Source organism: Reticulibacter mediterranei (genome assembly GCF_016587455.1).
Genome location: NZ_BNJK01000001.1, coordinates 738,855 through 756,925, shown reverse-complemented (window position 1 = coordinate 756,925; position 18,071 = coordinate 738,855). Strand labels below are relative to the sequence as shown.

Annotated in this window: 13 protein-coding genes; 4 read left to right on the top strand and 9 right to left on the bottom strand. The window is 50.2% G+C overall.

The window, feature by feature from the left end; translation table 11 throughout:
* Positions 1-80: 80 nt before the first annotated feature.
* The 8 genes from K3T83_RS03475 to K3T83_RS03440 form a co-directional block, all read right to left on the bottom strand.
* On the bottom strand, positions 81-1,106 hold the full coding sequence (locus tag K3T83_RS03475; RefSeq protein ID WP_220201584.1) for an autoinducer 2 ABC transporter substrate-binding protein: 1,026 nt from the start codon (positions 1,104-1,106) through the stop codon (positions 81-83).
* Between the two features lie 132 nt (positions 1,107-1,238).
* Positions 1,239-2,741 (bottom strand): FGGY-family carbohydrate kinase, encoded by a 1,503-nt coding sequence (locus K3T83_RS03470; protein WP_220201583.1) that lies wholly within the window; start codon positions 2,739-2,741, stop codon positions 1,239-1,241.
* Between the two features lie 19 nt (positions 2,742-2,760).
* On the bottom strand, positions 2,761-3,801 hold the full coding sequence (locus tag K3T83_RS03465) for a 2-hydroxyacid dehydrogenase (protein WP_220201582.1): 1,041 nt from the start codon (positions 3,799-3,801) through the stop codon (positions 2,761-2,763).
* Complete coding sequence (locus K3T83_RS03460; RefSeq protein ID WP_220201581.1) at positions 3,798-4,427, bottom strand: histidine phosphatase family protein; 630 nt, start codon at positions 4,425-4,427, stop codon at positions 3,798-3,800. Before K3T83_RS03460 ends, K3T83_RS03465 begins: the two co-directional genes overlap by 4 nt.
* Positions 4,424-5,893, bottom strand: a complete 1,470-nt coding sequence (locus K3T83_RS03455; RefSeq protein ID WP_220201580.1) for an FGGY-family carbohydrate kinase — start codon at positions 5,891-5,893, stop codon at positions 4,424-4,426. Before K3T83_RS03455 ends, K3T83_RS03460 begins: the two co-directional genes overlap by 4 nt.
* Positions 5,894-6,142: 249 nt before the next feature.
* The gene (locus K3T83_RS03450) at positions 6,143-7,480 is read right to left on the bottom strand and encodes an MFS transporter (RefSeq protein ID WP_220201579.1); all 1,338 of its coding nucleotides are present in this window, start codon (positions 7,478-7,480) and stop codon (positions 6,143-6,145) included.
* A 451-nt stretch (positions 7,481-7,931) separates the two neighbouring features.
* Positions 7,932-10,433: an FxSxx-COOH system tetratricopeptide repeat protein gene (gene fxsT / locus K3T83_RS03445; protein ID WP_220201578.1), complete on the bottom strand. Its 2,502-nt coding sequence runs from the start codon at positions 10,431-10,433 to the stop codon at positions 7,932-7,934.
* A 177-nt stretch (positions 10,434-10,610) separates the two neighbouring features.
* Positions 10,611-11,279: an HAD family hydrolase gene (locus K3T83_RS03440; RefSeq protein ID WP_220201577.1), complete on the bottom strand. Its 669-nt coding sequence runs from the start codon at positions 11,277-11,279 to the stop codon at positions 10,611-10,613.
* Between the two features lie 357 nt (positions 11,280-11,636).
* On the opposite strand from K3T83_RS03440, the gene K3T83_RS03435 reads away from it, so the two are divergent.
* Positions 11,637-11,897 carry a YggT family protein gene (locus tag K3T83_RS03435; RefSeq protein WP_220201576.1) on the top strand — a complete coding sequence of 87 codons (261 nt, stop codon included), beginning with the start codon at positions 11,637-11,639 and terminating at the stop codon, positions 11,895-11,897.
* A 100-nt stretch (positions 11,898-11,997) separates the two neighbouring features.
* Here K3T83_RS03435 and K3T83_RS03430 read toward each other — a convergent pair whose 3' ends face one another.
* Complete coding sequence (locus tag K3T83_RS03430; RefSeq protein ID WP_220201575.1) at positions 11,998-12,672, bottom strand: hypothetical protein; 675 nt, start codon at positions 12,670-12,672, stop codon at positions 11,998-12,000.
* A gap of 230 nt (positions 12,673-12,902) precedes the next feature.
* Here K3T83_RS03430 and K3T83_RS03425 point away from each other — a divergent pair, with 230 nt between their 5' ends.
* From K3T83_RS03425 to K3T83_RS03415, 3 genes are all read left to right on the top strand, one after another.
* Positions 12,903-14,156 carry an MFS transporter gene (locus tag K3T83_RS03425; RefSeq protein WP_220201574.1) on the top strand — a complete coding sequence of 418 codons (1,254 nt, stop codon included), beginning with the start codon at positions 12,903-12,905 and terminating at the stop codon, positions 14,154-14,156.
* 170 nt (positions 14,157-14,326) lie between these two features.
* A complete protein-coding gene (msrA, locus tag K3T83_RS03420; protein WP_220201573.1) occupies positions 14,327-14,875 on the top strand; it encodes a peptide-methionine (S)-S-oxide reductase MsrA in 549 nt (182 codons plus the stop codon).
* 324 nt (positions 14,876-15,199) lie between these two features.
* Entirely contained in the window at positions 15,200-17,956 is a 2,757-nt protein-coding gene (locus K3T83_RS03415) for an ABC transporter substrate-binding protein (RefSeq protein ID WP_220201572.1), read from the top strand.
* The last annotated feature ends 115 nt before the right edge of the window (positions 17,957-18,071 follow it).

The window sequence follows — 18,071 nt, the reverse complement described above, 5'->3', positions numbered from 1 at the left end:
TGCCTCCTATCGTTGGCCTTGTACCCAGGATGATAAGAGGCAGGCTGCTTGCCCCGCTCTATTGAGCGCTCAATATCGATCTAAAAATGATACTGATCAACGTTGCTCTGATCAAAAGTGATCGGCGGCCCGAGCACAAGCATTTTCTGGGAGGCGTCATAGGTGACGTTGCCAACGTTGGGGACGTTATTTGTGGCTGAGAAACTCTTGCCCTGTGCAAGTTGCATACCAGCCCAGACTGTGAGGTAGCCCAGCTTGGTAGGATCCCAGAGGACAAAGCTCTTGACCGCGCCGTTCTTTACATAGGCCCGCATATCGTTGGGAACGCCTATCCCTGTGGCAAACACTTTCCCAATCTTGCCAAGATCAGTGACTGCTTTTGCCGTTCCAGGCGCAGAGGTGCTACACTGGCCGATAACGCCCTTGAGTGCCGGATGGCTGGTAATCAAATCTTTGGTATCGGCAACCGATTTGGCGATATCCTCACCGGAATAGACCGTCGTGACAAACTTCATATTGGGATACATTTTCGCCGCGCGGGCCTTCTCAACAGCGATCCAGGAGTTCAAATTTTGTGCGGCTGGTCCACATGAATCGATGGCCCATTCGCCCTCTTTGTTCATGGCATTGGCTAACGCATCAATCGTGGCGTTGCCGATATCGTCGCTGAGTGCCTGATTGACAAAGACCTCGCGTACGGAACCAGGGGCATCAGTATCAGCGGTAAAGGTCTTGATTCCTTGTGCCTCGGCCTGCTGAAGTGCCGGTCCTACTACTGCCGGGTCATCAGGTGCTACTGCAATCGCATCGACATGTTTTGCTATGAGCTGCTTGATGATCTGCACCTGTGCGGCTGCATCAGCGGTGGTCGGCCCTTCATAATCAAAGGTCACGCCTAAATCTTTAGCCGCCTGGTTGCCACCAGTTTGCATGGCATTAAAATAACCAATGTTAATGAGTTTGGGGACAAATGCAATCACAAGCTTCTTTGCTGGCGATGTGGACGACGAACTTCCGCTGCTACTGCCACCGCATCCGGTAATCAGCATCAGCAGCACTACGCAAAACGAAGAAATAAGTGCGAACCTTCTTGAAGAGTGCATCATTGCAACCATCTCCTTTTCTTTTGTGAGCCGCGTGTTGTGGGAGCTTAATCTACAGGATATATACGACAAGGGCCAGCGTAAGGATAGGCCCATCGTATTGGTGATTCAGGCTATCATCTTTTCACTTCTACTTCAAGCCGAAGCATTCAAATAACGGCGTATCTCTGCTTGACGAGGCCATAGCTCTGAGGCAGCATCACGCACGGCAAGGAAATGCCTGTACAGCGTCTCATAGCGTTCAGCTAGAGCTGTATTGGGGAGATATGATGTACGTGTGTGAGCATATTTGAGAGCGGCAGACTCAATGCTTTGTTCTTCCCCCGTAGCAGCCAGCCCGACGAACATTGCTCCTTGCGCCCCCACCTCGGCAGAGTTTGAGACGAGCACGGGGATACGTGTAATATCAGCGATCATCTGGCACCAGAGATCACTGGCTGCGCCGCCGCCACATACATGTAGTTCTGTCGGCTGTACAGCAGAGGCATCGAGGCATTCACGAATAACGAATGAAAGACCTTCTAGTACTGCACGAGCAACATGCTCACGCGTCTGTTCAAGCGAGAAGCCAGAGAGCGAGGCACGAGCATGCGCGTTCAGGAAGGGAGCACGTTCGCCGGCAGGAGATAAATATGGCAGAAAGACGACGCCCTCAGCACCCGGTTCGCTGGTAGCTGCCATCGCGCTTAAAGCAGTTGGTGTCACGTCCCCCAGGAATTGACAGAGCCAGTTGACCGCCTCAGTGCCACACATTGAGGCAAAGCCGCGTATCCAGCGGCCTGGCAGACCTGCGCACACATGCAATCCAGCGGGAGGGCCAGAGGTATCAATGGTATCAGTGACAACCTCTGTACAGAGCGTCGTGCCAAGAATGCTGAGAGCCTGACCAGGCTTGACAGCACCCAGCCCGAGAGATGTAGCCGCAATATCATAGGGAGCAACAACAACGGGAAGGTCGGGGCGTAGCCCTAATGATTGCGCCGCAGTGCTGCTTAATGCGCCAACGGGCTTTGTGCCAGGAAGGACAGGAGCAAGCAGGCGCTCAGCCCATTCGACGCCGTAGAGGTGCAGGAGTTCAGGAGCATACGCTCTAGCACGAATGGCAAAAAACGGGAAGCTGGCATCTGACTCGTCAGTCCCCGCAACTCCGGTCAGCTTCAGCGCGAGCCAATCCTTGCAATAGAAGGCCATCTTTGCTCGTTTGATACGTTGAGGGTCATGCTCATAAAGCCAGCGCAAGATAGCCGATTGCGCACCAGGAAAGACAACGTTTCCATTGAGGCGAAAAGCCTGCTCCAACGTTCCATCCTGATACCACCGTTCTACAAATGCTGTTGCTCGACTGTCATTCCAGAGAATTGCCGGACCAACCGGCTCTCCGTCATTGTCGATCAGCCAGCAGCCATCGCCTTGACCGGTAAGGGAGAGAAAGCGTACTTCATGACCCACGCGCTGAACCACCTCGCGAATAGTCTCCTCAACAGCCTGCCAGACAGCATGCATATCCTGCTCTGACCAGCCCGGATGCGGGCGTGCGATGGGAACCGCTCGCCGGGCCGCAAACAACTCTGTGCCATCGTCGGCGAAAGCCACAGACTTCACCAGTGACGTGCCAGCATCAACGCTGATAGCTACCATGTTTACCGCTTCCTTTCTTTCAATTCTGAAATGTCAGACCGGGATTTGCGCAATGTTTGAGTGGTTCCTTGTGTATGTAACGCTCCACCTCAGCAGCGGCCAGAAGAGCCGCCTTCTCCGCCGTCTCGCGGCTGGCACCTGCAATATGAGGAGTCAACACAATCGAAGGTGTGCGTAGTAAGCGAGAAGAGGGAGAGATTGGTTCTTCAGGAAAAACATCAAAACCTGCGCCCAGAAGATGGCCCGCTTCGATAGCGTCGCAAACCGCGTCGTAGTCAAGTAGAGAGCCACGAGCACAATTAATAATGATCGAGCCAGCAGGCATCTGAGCAATTTGCCGAGCGCCAATCATTCTTTGCGTTTCCGGCGTGGCGCGCGCATGCAAAGAAACGATGCGAGAGCGAGCCAGCAGCTCCTCAAGTTCCACTTTCTCTGCAATACCTGCGAGCACCTCTGACGAAACGTAAGGATCGTAGACCAGCACGTGGCAACCAAAGGCGTTGAGTATGCGAGCAACACGCATCCCAATCGCGCCGGAACCAACCAGTCCAACGGTTGCGTTTTCCAGTTCGAGACCAGAATGCTCATAACGGTAATAGGTGCCTTGCCACTCACCAGTAAAGAGAGCATGCTGTGTTTCGGGAATGCGGCGCAACGTTGCTAACAGCACCCCAACGGTATGTTCAGCAGCAGCGGCGGCGTTGCGTCCAGGCGTGAAGCAGACGGCCACGCCATGCCGGGTGGCAGCTGGAATGTTGGCATTGACTGGGCCTCCACGAGTCACGACAAAGAGTTTAAGATCAGGAGAGGCGGTCAGTACTTTTTCGGTCAGAGGAGCCATTTGCGTAACACAGATTTCGATGCCATGTAAAGCCTCGATCATCATCTCTTCCGTCCCCGAAGCCTCATCGACTTCTGCCACTCGACCAAAGGGAACATCAGGCCAGGGTAGCTCTAACTCACGAACTGAGGGTGTGTTTGGCAATACTGCATGAAGTGCTTTGATAAGCAGCGAGTTCAGGACAAAATGGTCGCCAGCGACAAGAATGTTTGGGTTCACTCAGCAGTACCTCCTGAGCGTGAAGAGATGGGTGCATTGTACATCAGGAGCGATGCACGCCCGCTGGTTATCTTTATTTCAGTAAGCGAACAATTATGCACGAAAGGAAATATAGAGCGATATTTGCCAATTGGTACACCGATCATCTGGCAGAGAGCTATGCGCAACAGCGAAGAGTGAGCGACGATGAGGACGCGACCATCTGGATATGCCTCTGCAATTTCATAGAAACAGGAGAGCGCTCGTTCTGCGGCCGCATGCAGATCCTCTCCCTCTGGAAAAGGATGGGCCGCAGGGTCGGCAAGGAAGGCTTTGAGTACCTCTGGAAATATTTGTTCTAGCTCGGCTATTGTACGCCCCTCAGCCTGCCCAAAACTCACTTCGCGCAAGCGGGCATCAATTTTGGGGTCCAGACCAGTCACACGCGCTACCGGTCCGGCGGTCTTCTGAGCGCGCAGGAGAGGTGAGACCCAGAGAGCATCGAGCCTGGCCGTACGCGCCCAATCCGCTAAAAGCTCGGCATCTCTGTACCCTTGCGGGGAGAGAGCAATATCGCTGTTACCGGCATAACGATTTTCTTTATGCCAGATAGTTTCACCATGACGAGTAAATATGATATGAGTCAAAGTCCAGTTCTCTTTCTAGCATATTCAGCAACATGAGCCGCAAGCCACCCTCGCTGCTCAAGCGCATCCACAAAGCGAATGTAGAGTTGAGCGAGCCTTTGTTTTTGCCCTCTTTCTGGAACTATGCGTTCACGAATGCGAACCATGCTTTCTGCGGTGGACGCGAGCTGACGACCATGTGAAGCTGCCAGAATAGCCATCCCAAGCGCAGGCTCAGGCGATGCAGGCAAACTAACCGGTCGGGCGAGAACGTTGGTGCGCAACTGATTCCAGTATGATGAGCGGGTGCCACCACCGGTAAAGTGCACCTCACCGTCCACAGGGGCACCGAGCAGCGCAATGTAATCGAAGCAGAGACGCTCAACAAAGGCAACACCTTGCAACAGGGCTACATAGAGATCGATATCATCTGAGGGTTTCCCCTGAATGAAGTACTCGGCGTGAGGGGCCACGAAAGGGAAGCGTTCTCCCCGCCCGCTGAGCGGATAGGCTATGATGTCCACTATGCCGCGTTGCTTTGCCCGCTCGTTTAATGCATCCAGATTGTAGCCAGGAAAGCGAGCTGTCAGGATGCCTGCTCCACTGCTAGAGGCTCCGCCAGGAAGCCACGTATTGCCAGGCGAGCGATGAGAATAGACGACGCCGAGGGGATCATGAATGAGGTCGCGGGTCACACCTTTGAGCACAAGTGTTGTGCCAAGCACCGCGTTCCAGTCTCCGATCTGGGTGACCCCGGAGCCAATCTGCGCGGCACAACCATCTGTCATTCCGGCAATCACAGGAATACCAGCGGGAAGACCCGTTTGGATAGCTGCTTGTGCGCTGAGAGTACCGATCTGCTGACCAGGAATGACCGCTGAAGGCAAAATGCTTGCAGGAATAGCAAGCAAATCAAAAATATGGTGGGGCCAGTTGAGATGGAAAAGGTCATAGCCAGTCTTGAGGGCGGAACTGGTCTCGCTGGGGACTTCATGACCAACGAGACGGCGGTTAATAAAATCTGTTTGATGGGCAAGGCGCGTCCCGGGTGTAAAGGAGCCTTGCTGATGCAAGAGCCAGAGAAGTTTGGGCAAGGCCCAGGATGCTTGCATACGTGAGTACCCCAATTGCTGCCAGACCTCTGCTCCAACCTCATTGATGCGCTGAGCCTCCTCTATCGCACGACCATCATCATACATGAGGCCGGGAGTAAGCGGTTGGCCTGTTTGATCAACGAGAAGAATAGTACCCGAAGTGCCATCAACAGCAATGGCCTGTAAAGCATCAGGGGAAAGATCCTTTATAGCCTGACGGCAGGCATGAGAGACGCTCTGCCACCACTCTTCAGGATTTTGCTCATGGCGTACCCCGCTCTTCTGACTGGTTAAGCGTTGCATTCCACTCCCCAACACTTCTCCAGTGACAGAAACGGCCAGTACGCGCACACTTTGCGTACCAAGATCAATACCGAGCGTATAATAATCCATCTCATCAACTCCTATCCAGGTGCATGGCCCATCTTCAAACACTATAACATATTTGTTGAGGTGGATGGCCGGAAGGTTGGGTAAGCAGGCTGTGGAGCCCTTCAGCGGTAACAAGACCTGCGGCAAAGAGGAAGATTTACCGCAGATCGTGGATGAAAGTAGGGAGAAAGGCTATGAAAAGTGTATATAAGGAAATAAGCTATATTACAGAATTTCAAATGTAATATAGCGTAAAGCAGGCGTAGGGCATTAATTTGCTGTAATACTGGAATCTCGTTCTTGCTTCGCCCGGAATGCTCTGACCGCCGGGTAGAGGGTGAGGCGAGCAAAAATACCGGCTCCGATAGTCAACAGACCAATGCCGACGAAGATAGTGTCGAGACGACCAAAGGTGAGACCTATGGCGTGTGCATGAAAGTTAGAAAGTGCTGTGGATGCCAGCAGACCCGCCAGAAAGCCTCCACTAAGAGATGCAAGCGTAATCATGGGTGTTTCAAAAGCCATAACACGCCCGATCAAAGTTCGCGGTGTGACCAGGAGAGTGAGAGGGCGTACAGAGATAAAGATGCTGGTACTTAAAAAGCCGAGCAGGAGTCCACAGATCATGCCTGGGATTATTGTCGTCATCCGAGAAAGAGCCAACATAATGATGCCGTGTCCGATCAAAAACAGCCAGAGCAGCTTTACCTCGCTCAGCCGTTTTGCCAGCGCTGCCGTTATTGGCAGGCCAATAACTACTCCTGTACCATAACAGGCGACATACAGGCCCAGTAACTGATCTCGAATATGTAGATTTTCGATACCATAGAGATACTCAAAGGCGTTATAGGCCATTCCAGCAAACATAAAAATCATGCCAGTTATTAAGAGAGTCACCAGGATGCGGTTGCCGATAAAGAAGCGATATCCTTCCAACAACTCGTTCCAGAACCCACTTTTCTCCTTCTGCTGACGTTGTTCCTGCTTGGGAATACGCAGTATCAGAAGTACCAGGAATGACACAAAGAACGAGACTGCATTGAGACCAATGGCCCAGGATGGTCCTAAAAGTACATAAAGAGGCGCCGCTATTGATGGCCCGACAATCTGAGCAAAATAACTTGCCTGTTGCAACGAGCCATATGCTTGATGATGTTGTTCTGGCGAGATAATATCAGCGACAACGGCTACACGAGCTGGCAGAAAAAACTGCGTGCCGCACGAGATGAGCAACAGTATCGCGAAACAACTGGGCAGCAAAATAGTAGGATTATGTACTAAGAGGGTTTCAAGCAAAAATATTGTGACCAGAAAGCCGCGAATGAGATCTGTCCAGAGCATCGTGCCACGCCGGTTCCAGCGATCAACAAACACTCCTGCCAGCGGACTGATCAGCAAAGATGGTATGGCCGATGCGATCACCACACCGCCAGTCGCCAGTGGAAGCCAGCTCTGACCCTTCGCCAGTCCTTCGATCAACCAGAGCATGATTGTTGCTAGAAAAAAGTAGTCGCCAATCAGGGAAAGCGATTGGCCTGTCCAGAGCAGCAAATAATTGTGATTGGTCAATAGCGAGCTTTTTTTCTCAGAAACGACGACATTAGCCACAATAAAATCCTTTCTGATTTGAAGAGATGACGGATAGGACGTTGTCATCTCTTCACTGTAAAAAGGAAGGCTTTTTAGCCCCAATCAATGAAAAGCGGGAGAGTGATCGTTGACATAAAATTGACTTTTCTTCGGGGCTGCTTTCTAGCCCCAATCAGAGGTATAGTAAACAGAAACAACGGTTGTCATGAATTCACACTTTCTTCAGGGCTGCTTTTTAGCCCCAGGTAGTCTCAAAAAGGACAACACTCTTAGATGCAATGTTGCTCTTTGAGAAAAAGGTTTCTTAGCCCCAGTCAAGGCCAAAAGAGACAAACATCTTTCTCAAAAATCCTCCTTTCTTGTACTATGTTACTCACCGGCAAAGCAGAAAACCAGGACAGAAAGCGGCCAACTGGCAGCCACATTTCTGGTATTGCTTAAAAAGCTTGTTTTAAACCTAAAGGAAGATTTATCTTTCCTCTTCCGATATGGTTTCGCTGGTATTGTTCATATAGTGTGATAGCGATTGCAATTTTGTGCGTATCTCGTTGGTTTGGGGGTGCTGGAGGCCAAACGCAGCTTCTCGAATGGTCAGAGCACGTTGGTAGAGGGAAATTGTTTCCTGCCATTTTCCCTGCATTTCTTGCAGAATAGCAAGATCTTGCAGCGTTCTGGCTATCTCTGGATGTTCTGGCCCAAGAGCTTGCTCTCGCAGGGATAAAGCACGCTGATAAAGATCTTCAGCTTGTTTATATTTCTTCTGCTCTCGATAAAGTGTTGCTAGATTAGCAAGAGTCAATGCTACATCGGGATGTTCTGTCCCCAGTTGTTGCTCACGAACGCGTAATGCCTGTTGATATAATGGTTCGGCCTGCTCATACTTTTCCTGATCACGATATACATTTGCCAGATTGCTGATAATCGTCACCGTAATAGGATGCTCTGGCCCTAATTGTTGTGTGAGAATCTGAAGCGCCTGCTGATAGAGCGGTTCGGCACGTTCATACATTTGCTGGCGTCGATAGACTATTGCCAGATTATTAAGCGTAATAGCTGTAACAGGGTGGTCTTTTCCTAGACGCTGTTCACGAAGAAGGAGTGCTCTCCGAAACAGTTTCTCAGCTTGCTCGAACTTCTCCTGGTCTCGGTACAGCAATGCCAGATTGTTGAGCGTATTTGCTATCTCTGTCTGATCGAATTCCTGTTGCTGCTCTTGAATGTGCAAAGCTTGATAGAATAGCGGTTCGGCTTGCTCGTACTTGCCCTGTTCATGGTACGTATTTGCTAGATTATTGAGTGCTTCGGCAGTCATGGGGTGAGATGTTCCTAGCTGCTGTTCACAAAGCACCAGCGTTCGCTGTAAAAGATGTTCTTCTTGCCCGTATTTCCCCTGTAAGTGGAAAAGTTCCGACTGAAGCAAAAAGAGAGGGATAAGCGTAACATGATCGGAGCCATTGTGTTGTTCTGTCAGAGCAACAGCCCGCGCCAGCACCGACTCAGCCTCATCAAATCGTCCACGTTTTAACAGGTAGTTTCCAGCTTTTGAGAGTAAAGAGCCAACCTCGGGTAAAGAGGTTGCTGTTTTATCGAGCCACTGTACACAAGCCAGTACGCTTTGGAGTAAACGCTCACACTGCGGCCAGGCAGCAAGATCGGGTTCGGGAAAATTAGCCGCAAGGACACGTACCATACGTTCACTCCACTGTTGCATAGCCGTTGGCCCTATCCAATCCTGGAGGACCGCCTGTGTCAGACGATGTATTGAGAGCGTGTGTGTATCCGGGTAACGTTCTATCAACGAGGCACTACGCAGGACTGATAACATAATATCAAATTGATAAGCATCACCCGCAGTCTGCTGTAAATGGGATCCGAGGTGAGGTGCGCCAGCGACCAGCAGTTCTTCGGGAATGGCATCCGCATACAAGCAGGCACAGGCCCGTAGCAACTCGATGGCCGCCGGGTGTTTCGGTTCAATATGTTTCACTGAGAGTTGTAACGTCGCCGTAACCGACATTGGATGCGCCCCTCCATGCAGACCTCTGTGGCCCAATAACTGCGGGCGCTGATGGTGATATCGTTGCAGGTAATCGGTGATGCTGCAACCGGTTTCCTCTAAATAGGCTCCCGCTTGATCCAGCGCCAGAGGAAGTCCACCGAGTTGCTTCACCAGTTCTTCAGCGTCTGATATATTGGAAGCACTAACTGGTAAAGCATCTGCCGAAAGCGAGGACGGAAATCGTTTGGCCCGCCGTAGCAGCAATTCAACTCCCTCTTGTTTATCCATTGCGGTGAGTTCCAGTGGTTCGGCGAGCATCCCCAATGCCTGTCGCCTTGTAGTGAATAGCATGCTACCTTCTCTGTGGAGAGGTATCACAGATTGCAGCAGATCCAATTCCTCAATATTATCGCCTATCACCAACCAATCAGCATGTGTGCTTAGCCAGCGCTGCACAGCCTTTACCATCTGTAGTTGCTCCTCCTGCTGATGTTCTGGAAGTTGCAGGAGATTGGCGATATCTTGCAGGCTGTTCATTAGGCTCTCGGTCGTTTCTGCTCTTAACCAGAACACGGCGCTATATTCCTGTTGGTATCGATAGGCGTACTCAATTGCGACTTGAGTTTTGCCGATACCTCCTAGACCGGTAAGCGCTGGGGACTGAGTAAGTGCGACCGGCTGAGAAAGGATCAATCGGTCGTGTAAGGCCTGCAAAATATCCTCTCGACCAGTAAAGAAGGGATTGCGAGGATATGGAATGCTCCAAAGAAGAGGGGCTGGCTCGAAAAAGTCTTCAGGGCGTAAGCCAAAGAAATTGCTGAGCTGCAATCGGAGAGATGCTTGTGGGATGGCCTGCTCCTGTTCCCAGCGCCGAATGCTACGGGGAGATATTCCGAGCGCTTCTGCCAGTGCCTCCTGAGAAAGATGTCGCCGTAACCGTTCCTGGCGCAATCGCAAACCAAAACTCAACATATTGCTAAATTTGTCCTTCTATTGCTATTTTCTATTGAGTATAAAAGATGGAATATTGACTGTAAAGCATCTTATATAAAATGATAGCTCATTCTTTTTCATTGACTCTCGATACTGAAAAAGGGAAACATCTCCCCGTGCTGTAGTGATTAAGCGTACTGATTTGATAGCTCTGAGTCACGAGTCGTTGGCAAGAAGCTGCTCTATCAGCTCGGTCACTCCGTCGCCATGATCTGCTTTCGTCGTATAGTCTGCTTGTTCTTTGAGCGAAGGGAGGGCGTTAGCAACGGCAACCGCGTATGCACATAGCGATAAAAACGAATGATCATTCTCGGCATCACCAATACCAACGACATTATGTGCCGAGAGCTTTAATTGGTGCAGAGCTACAGCCAGTCCCGTACCTTTATTTACTCCTGTTGGTAGTACCATGACCGCTTCCTTATTAAAGATCACCTGCCGCTCAAGACCTAGTTTGTTGATTACGTCCACGATCGTCGTTTCATGGGGATGCAGACTTGCGACAATGACGCGTCCCGTTGACAAGGGGGTTACACCACGCTTCTGAAGCGCTTGAATAAATTGTCGGGGTGGAGCTTCTCCCAGCAATTGCTCGGTTGCATCAGCTGGCCTATAGACCAGCGCTCCATTCTCAGCAACGACAGAGGTAAAAAGATCCAGTCGTGGAAAGGTTTCTTGCAGGTCTTCCAACAGGCGACCTGTCACTAAAATAAGTTTGCGGCCGGAGGCGCGAAGCCTTTCTAATGCATCTATCGTTTGTGGACTAACGACACCATCTCTGGCAAGTGTCCCATCATAATCGCAGGCCAGTGCGAGATACTGCATGTATCGATATCTCCTCACGAGTGAAGCAATCTGAATAACTCCATATAAACCATGCAATAATGCGCTGTAAAATCTTATGTATATTATAATACCAGAGCTTTGTTCAAACCGTTGCACTATGTCCTCTATTGCTTGTCAGAGGAACTGGAGTGTGGAATGCAGATGGCCTGATGGAACCCTGGCAAGTCTGGTACGTATAGAGTGGAGATGGACTATCACATCCATTCTTAGGAAACATGAGAAGGAAGCGTGGTAGCGTCCCTTTGATACGCAGGGGCGTTCGACCGCTCGGAACGCTCATCATAAAAGAACGAAAATGTCAAACTGAACACGAAATATATATGAGGAGAATGTGTTATGAGCATCAGCTCTGTGATTTCTATTCTGGCTGAACTTCTTTTCCTGGCACTTATCATTCGAGCTGTTCTGAGCTGGCTAACAGGGGTTGTTGCGTTGCAACCTATCGCCCGTTTCATTAACAGAGTGACAGATCCAATACTCGAACCCATCAGGCGCATAGTGCCACCTCTAGGGGGGATCGATATGTCACCCCTAATCGCAATGATAGTGATCTGGCTGGTAGAGAGCCTTCTGCTTACGGTGCTGGCAGGCCATTAGAAGGTGTGGTGGCATAGTCACTTTTCATCAGTAGAGCAACCAGTCTTACGGAGGAGGCTAGCAATTCGTTGCTGGCACTCCCCGGGTAAATTCCTGGATGTTATGATAGGGAGAGATGAGAGGATTTAAAGGCTTGAGGAGCATAATGCTTGATTTCGTTATATAAATCTCCCTCCTGCCAGATTTTGCCAAACATGCCTACAGGGATAGACCAGGGATTAATGCCTCTATACGAACCAGGTACATAAAGTCTCATTCTGCCAGAGAAAATCGTGAGTATGCTTAAAATGAGAACAAGGCCTTTGAGTATGGGAAGCATTTGTTCTGTGGTTTTGAGAAGTGGTGCTTTGGTCAGAACCGCAGTTTGTGTTTCTATTCCCTGTTCCAAAGATATGTTTTCCCCCGCTTTCTGGTCCAGACGTAGTACATCAAGCGAGAACGCTCCCATGACCTCTTGCTCCACCCCAGCTATATTTTTCCAGGGACTATAGAGACAACTTCCTGAGCGGTAAATGAAGATACCTTGCGGATTCAAGACAAGCTTTGTTCCAATAGTTGTCAGGTTCGCCAGTATGCCCACCACAAGACAGATAAGGCTTATACCTCCCATTAGCTCGTACAAAAAGGCGATATCTAGCTTTGATTTAGACGTGAAAACGGCAAAAAGCATTAAGATCCAGAGAAATGCTATAACACCTAAAGTAACAAGAAAGATCGAATAGCGTTGTAAGGGCGGCAAGTGATAGGTAGTTCCGTCTACAGGTAGTTCACTCATAGATTTTCTCCAATAAAAATGATGCCCTCTACAATCTGAGGGTGGTGGTATCATGCCTCCTTGAAGAAACGCACCATATACCCTGTTTTCAGCCAGGAAATTTGATGCTTGTTAGAGAAGGAGGTATTTGTTCTATGTGCTAAAATGAAGCACGATGGATCGGCCTCTCTCGCCCGATGAATGCTCTCAATAAGCGCAGTTGGCGATGTCTATTTGGAAAGAGAAGATATATGGAAGCGTTGGTTGTTCCGAAAAGTCTCTGGAGACAGGGTAATTTTCTGAAATTGTGGATTGGACAGACTATTTCCGGCTTCGGGTCCGCGATCACAGGGCTGGCCTTGCCGTTGACTGCCATTGTCATTTTGCAAGCAACCCCTGATCAGATGGGCATTCTGCGCGCTGCACTCGGCCTGCCAGCACTTTTGAGCCTCTTTTTTGGCGTCTGGGTAGACCGCATGCGCCGCCGTCCTCTGCTGATTCTAGCCGATACGGGGCGCATGTTGCTGCTGGGTTTAATCCCGCTGATAGCCTGGCTGGGCCTGCTGCGCATCGAATATCTGTATTTTATTGGTTTGCTGGTGGGAGTCCTGACGTTGCTTTTTGATCTCTCTCTTACTTCATTTCTGCCTTCTCTGGTTACGCGTGAGCAGTTGGTGGATGGCAATAGCAAAACGCAACAAAGTGATGCGCTCATTTCTATCATTGGACCGAGTGTGGCAGGGGCGCTTATTGGACTCTTCACGGCACCGATGGTAATTGTGATTGATGCGATCTCGTATCTGGCTTCGGTTATTTCATTATTGTTGATTCGTACGCAAGAAGAGGAGTTGAAAGAGCGGCCCATGCGCCGTTCGGTCTGGTTGGAGATCGGCGAGGGGATACAGGCGCTCTGGGCCACGCCCATCCTGCGTGATATGGCTATCCTTTCGGGGCTGGGTGCACTTGCTCTCAGCATTCAGCAGACGGTCTTTGTTCTCTTTGTTATACGAGAATTGAAGCTGACTGCTTTTCAACTGGGCCTGGTTTTCAGCACTAGCAGCATTGCAGGGCTGCTGGGCACCTTACTGGTCAGTCGCACCGTGCAGCGTATAGGCCCAGGGCCGACGATTCTGCTGGGTCAGAGCCTGACAGCGTTGGGAGCAATGCTCATAGCGCTGTCAGGCGGCCCCTTGTTGCTGCTCCTGGCTATCTTGATTGGTGGACAGGCACTTTTCAGCCTGGGGGCACCATTTTATAGCATCCCACAACTCAGCCTGCGCCAGGCCATGACACCGGCCCATCTGCTGGGGCGTGTCAATGCCAGCCGTCGCTTCCTGGTCTTCGGCATCATCCCGCTTGGCGCGCTCATTGGTGGTCTGCTTGGTGATATGTTGGGCCTGGGTGCAACGCTGCTGATCAGTGGCATGGGCATGGTCCTCGCGCTTTGCTGGGTCTTCTCCTCCAGCATTCGTCATGCACGAGAGTTTCCAATAACGAGTGCATAGGAGCGTATCCCCTAGAAGCCCTTTCCGGCCAGGGCGCTTCACGAATGGGAATGGAAAAGTGAGCTGAATTGTTCTATCCACTGGATAGATAAAAGGTATGCATACAAAGAGAAATTTCAAGTTTACGCGATCTTTTAAAGCAGGCACAAAAGAAAAAAGAGGTGTAATATATGGCACAGAATGATATTGCCACACTAGCGGGTGGCTGCTTCTGGTGTCTGGAGGCAATTTTTAAACGGTTGAAAGGCGTTGAGAAGGTAAAATCAGGATATGCCGCTTCGCAGGTAGTAAATCCTTCATACAGGCAAGTGTGTACCGGTTCTACTGGCGCTGCCGAGGCGATTCAGGTAACATATGATCCATCGGTCATTTCTTATGAAGAACTGCTCGACGTGTTCTGGCATCTGCATGATCCAACCACGTTAAACCGACAGGGCAACGATGTTGGAACACAGTATCGCTCGGCGATTTACTATCATAACGACCAGCAAAAGCAAGATGCTCTCACTGCTAAAAAGGCGCTGGAGGAAGCTGGCACCTATAAACATCCTATTGTTACGGAGATTTCCCCCTTCACCAACTTTTATCCTGCTGAAGAGTACCACGATGATTACTACGACAATAATCGCTCAGCAGGCTATTGCGTCTATGTTATTGATCCCAAAGTAAAAAAGCTGCTTACTGCATATGGTAACGAAGTAAAATCAGAATATAAATAATCCTGTTACAAAAAAGCTAGAGGAGCAATGCAGCCCTTCTAGCTTTTTTGCAAAAGCGGCTCGACCGTGTTGCAAATAGTTTGCAGTTCACCGATACAGGCGAAGATTTGGCAAACTGTACCTTTCTACGTATTGTTGCATAGAGATAAATTTGTATTATGCACTGTCAGAGATCGTTTTCTCAATGGGCCTGAAGAACAAGGTTGTTCACGCAGTGCATTTTTCCCAACAGCGGAACTTTTCTGGCAGAAATAGCGTCTCCCTCTTTGTAGGAGGAAGCTACATACATGTGGGCATATCGCCTGAGAAGGAGTACATAAGCTTATGAGTCCGCTTGACCTCTATTGCGCTACCTGTGGAGCTGCCAACATATCCGATACGCCTACCTGTTTCGCCTGTGGCAACTCCCTCTCAGATGCTGAGAAGAATGATGAGCAAGCAACGCTTCCATCCTCCGGGACATTCCTTCATAACCGCTATCGTCTCCTCTCACCGGTTGGTGAAGGTGGCTTTGCAAAGGTGTATAGGGCAGAGGATACAGAGACGAAGAACATTGTAGCCATCAAAGCGATCCGTTTGAAGTCTCTCTCTTCCCAGGAGATCATTGATGCGACCGATACATATAATCGTGAAATTCGTTTCGGGAAGGCGTTGAAACATCCCGCGCTGCCAGCGCTCCTCGATCACTTTATGGATCAGGATCACTGGTATCTTGTGGCCTCATTTATTGAAGGAGAGACGCTCGAAGCGTATCAACAACGCCTCTCCGCCGGGCACCTGCCCATCTGGGAGGTTCTCGACATCGGGGTTCAGATCTGTGATGTCCTCTCCTATTTGCATTCGCGCCAACCACCCATTATATTTCGCGATGTGAAACCAGATAATATCATGCGTACAAAAAACGGCCATATCTATCTGGTAGATTTCGGCATTGCCCGCCAGTACCGCCCCGGTCGTCACCGCGATACACAGGCACTCGGCTCCCCGGGTTATGCTGCTCCCGAACAATACGGCACCGCACAGACCACCAGGCGCTCCGATATCTACAGTTTGGGTGCAACCTTACGTGCCCTCTTGACGGGTATCAACCCGCTCGAAGAGACAGAGGACACGGAGCAAGCAGCAACGATGCCATCAGCACTCTCTACGCTCCTCTCTCAGATGCTCGAAAAAGATCCAGAGAAGCGACCCGAGACTATCGAGATCGTCAAGCAACGACTTGAAAGCATAGCGGAAAAGACAGGTATTGCCCTACCGCATGCACAAACGTTCACGCAGCCAGCCAGTTTGTTGCGCTCTTCCTCTCCAGCAGCGCCGATCTTTCCTCCCACTGCCATGCCTGGATCGGCCGCACCATCTTCTGGCGGTTCCGGCTGGTCAAAATCGGCCCTTGTCAGTCTGGCGCTAGTTGTTCTCGTGATTGTTGGCGGTGGCATTAGCGTCTTTTCCATGTCTCATCATTCAACTATTATCGATTACGAGCCTGTCACGCGTGGTGAAACTACCCCTTCTCTCGACCCGCAAAGCTTCGTCTTCTCGGTGGGCAATTCTACTGAGATTTCCAACCTGGACCCTGCCACTGCTGACGTACTCTCTACGCAGGCAACGAGCATGCTTTATGCAGGTCTGGTGCAGTTGGACGACTCTTTGCAGGTGAAACCGCAACTTGCTTCTTCCTGGCAACAGAATGCAGATGGCACCACCTGGACCTTCAAACTCCGCCCCAATCTCAAATTCAGTGATGGTTCTCCCCTGACCTCGGAGGATGTTGCCTTCAGCTTTGATCGTGCTCTTGATCCAGCAACACATTCTCCAACCGCATCCTACGCCTTACGTGCAATCAAGAATGCTGATCAGCGGCTCAATGGTTCTCTCTCCACGCTGATTGGCACCAGTATCATTCCCTCTGATCCTTATACTATCGAATTCATCACTACCGGCAAGGTTTCCTTTTTCCTCTCTGCTCTCACCAACCCCTCTGCTCTTGTCATAAACAAAACCTCCTTCGAGCAACATGGGACTTCTTTGTTTACTACTTACCTGAAGGATGGGGGCACCTCTGGTCCTTTCCAACTTGCTTATTACCAGAGTAGTGAACGTCTCGATCTGATCCCCAATCCTTACTACTACGGTCCCAAGCCTCAAATCAGGAAGGTTTCGTTTGTCTACAATGGGGCGTCCTACTCATCTGAGCAACCGACTATGACCGAGATATCGCAGCGTAACATTGATCAATTTAAGAACAATGCAAGCTTTCACCAGACTGCCGCATCGGAAATTACGTACTTTGCAATGAATTTTCGGATAAAACCCTTCGATAACACGAAAATACGCCAGGCTTTCGCTCTTGCTCTGGATAAGGAGTTGCTCACACGTATTTCGCAAGGAGATGTAGCCTTCGCCACGAATCACATCATTCCACAGGGTCAGAAAGGGTATACCCCTTCTCTCAAAGGTCCAGACGATACCACCTCGCTAAAGGGTAATCTTATCTTTGCCAAAGAGCTTCTTCAGGAAGGTATGAAGGAAGAGGGCATCAACAGCAGTAGCCAGTTTCCCCCTGTTACCTTTACCTTCTCCAGTAGTGGTTCAGAAGTGATCAAACGTGAAGTATCTAGTGCCCAACAGATGTGGCAAAACGTGCTTGGCGTCACTGTCCAATTGCGCGACATTTCGTATCAAGATCTGATCAACCAGCTAGAGAGCAAGAACACTCAAGCACCGCAATTATGGCGCTCGGGCTGGATAGCTGACTATCCTGATCCTCAAGACTGGACCACGTTGCAGTTCGGTCAAGGGTCTTTGTATAATCGCGTCAACTATGGTCAGAACAACAGTGCCGATGCCGCCAGGCAGCAGCAAGTCCAGCAAATGCTACAAAAGGCCGATTCCATGCCCGACAACGAGGGCCGCCTGCGTCTCTACCAGGATGTAGAGCAAAAGCTGGTCAATGATGTCGCCTGGATTCCCATTTATCAGCAACAGCAATCATACCTCTTACAATCAAAAGTACACAACTTTACCCTCAATGGATTCAATGTCGTGTCTCCAGACAACTGGGCGAAAATCACGTTGTCATAAGGAGTGTTAGCAAAGATCCAATCGGCTTGAATGCATCAGAGCACCATATGGTGCTTTGATGCGTTTTTCTCTCTAACTATACATCCGCTTTGAGTCCGCTCGATGCTGTTTTTGT

Excerpts from the sequence above, each read along its gene's own strand:
- K3T83_RS03475 (WP_220201584.1), bottom strand. The coding sequence starts at position 1,106 with ATGATGCACTCTTCAAGAAGGTTCGCACTTATTTCTTCGTTTTGCGTA.
- K3T83_RS03470 (WP_220201583.1), bottom strand. The coding sequence starts at position 2,741 with ATGGTAGCTATCAGCGTTGATGCTGGCACGTCACTGGTGAAGTCTGTG.
- K3T83_RS03455 (WP_220201580.1), bottom strand. The coding sequence starts at position 5,893 with ATGGATTATTATACGCTCGGTATTGATCTTGGTACGCAAAGTGTGCGC.
- fxsT (WP_220201578.1), bottom strand. The coding sequence starts at position 10,433 with ATGTTGAGTTTTGGTTTGCGATTGCGCCAGGAACGGTTACGGCGACAT.
- K3T83_RS03440 (WP_220201577.1), bottom strand. The coding sequence starts at position 11,279 with ATGCAGTATCTCGCACTGGCCTGCGATTATGATGGGACACTTGCCAGA.
- K3T83_RS03435 (WP_220201576.1), top strand. The coding sequence starts at position 11,637 with ATGAGCATCAGCTCTGTGATTTCTATTCTGGCTGAACTTCTTTTCCTG.
- K3T83_RS03430 (WP_220201575.1), bottom strand. The coding sequence starts at position 12,672 with ATGAGTGAACTACCTGTAGACGGAACTACCTATCACTTGCCGCCCTTA.
- K3T83_RS03425 (WP_220201574.1), top strand. The coding sequence starts at position 12,903 with ATGGAAGCGTTGGTTGTTCCGAAAAGTCTCTGGAGACAGGGTAATTTT.
- msrA (WP_220201573.1), top strand. The coding sequence starts at position 14,327 with ATGGCACAGAATGATATTGCCACACTAGCGGGTGGCTGCTTCTGGTGT.
- K3T83_RS03415 (WP_220201572.1), top strand. The coding sequence starts at position 15,200 with ATGAGTCCGCTTGACCTCTATTGCGCTACCTGTGGAGCTGCCAACATA.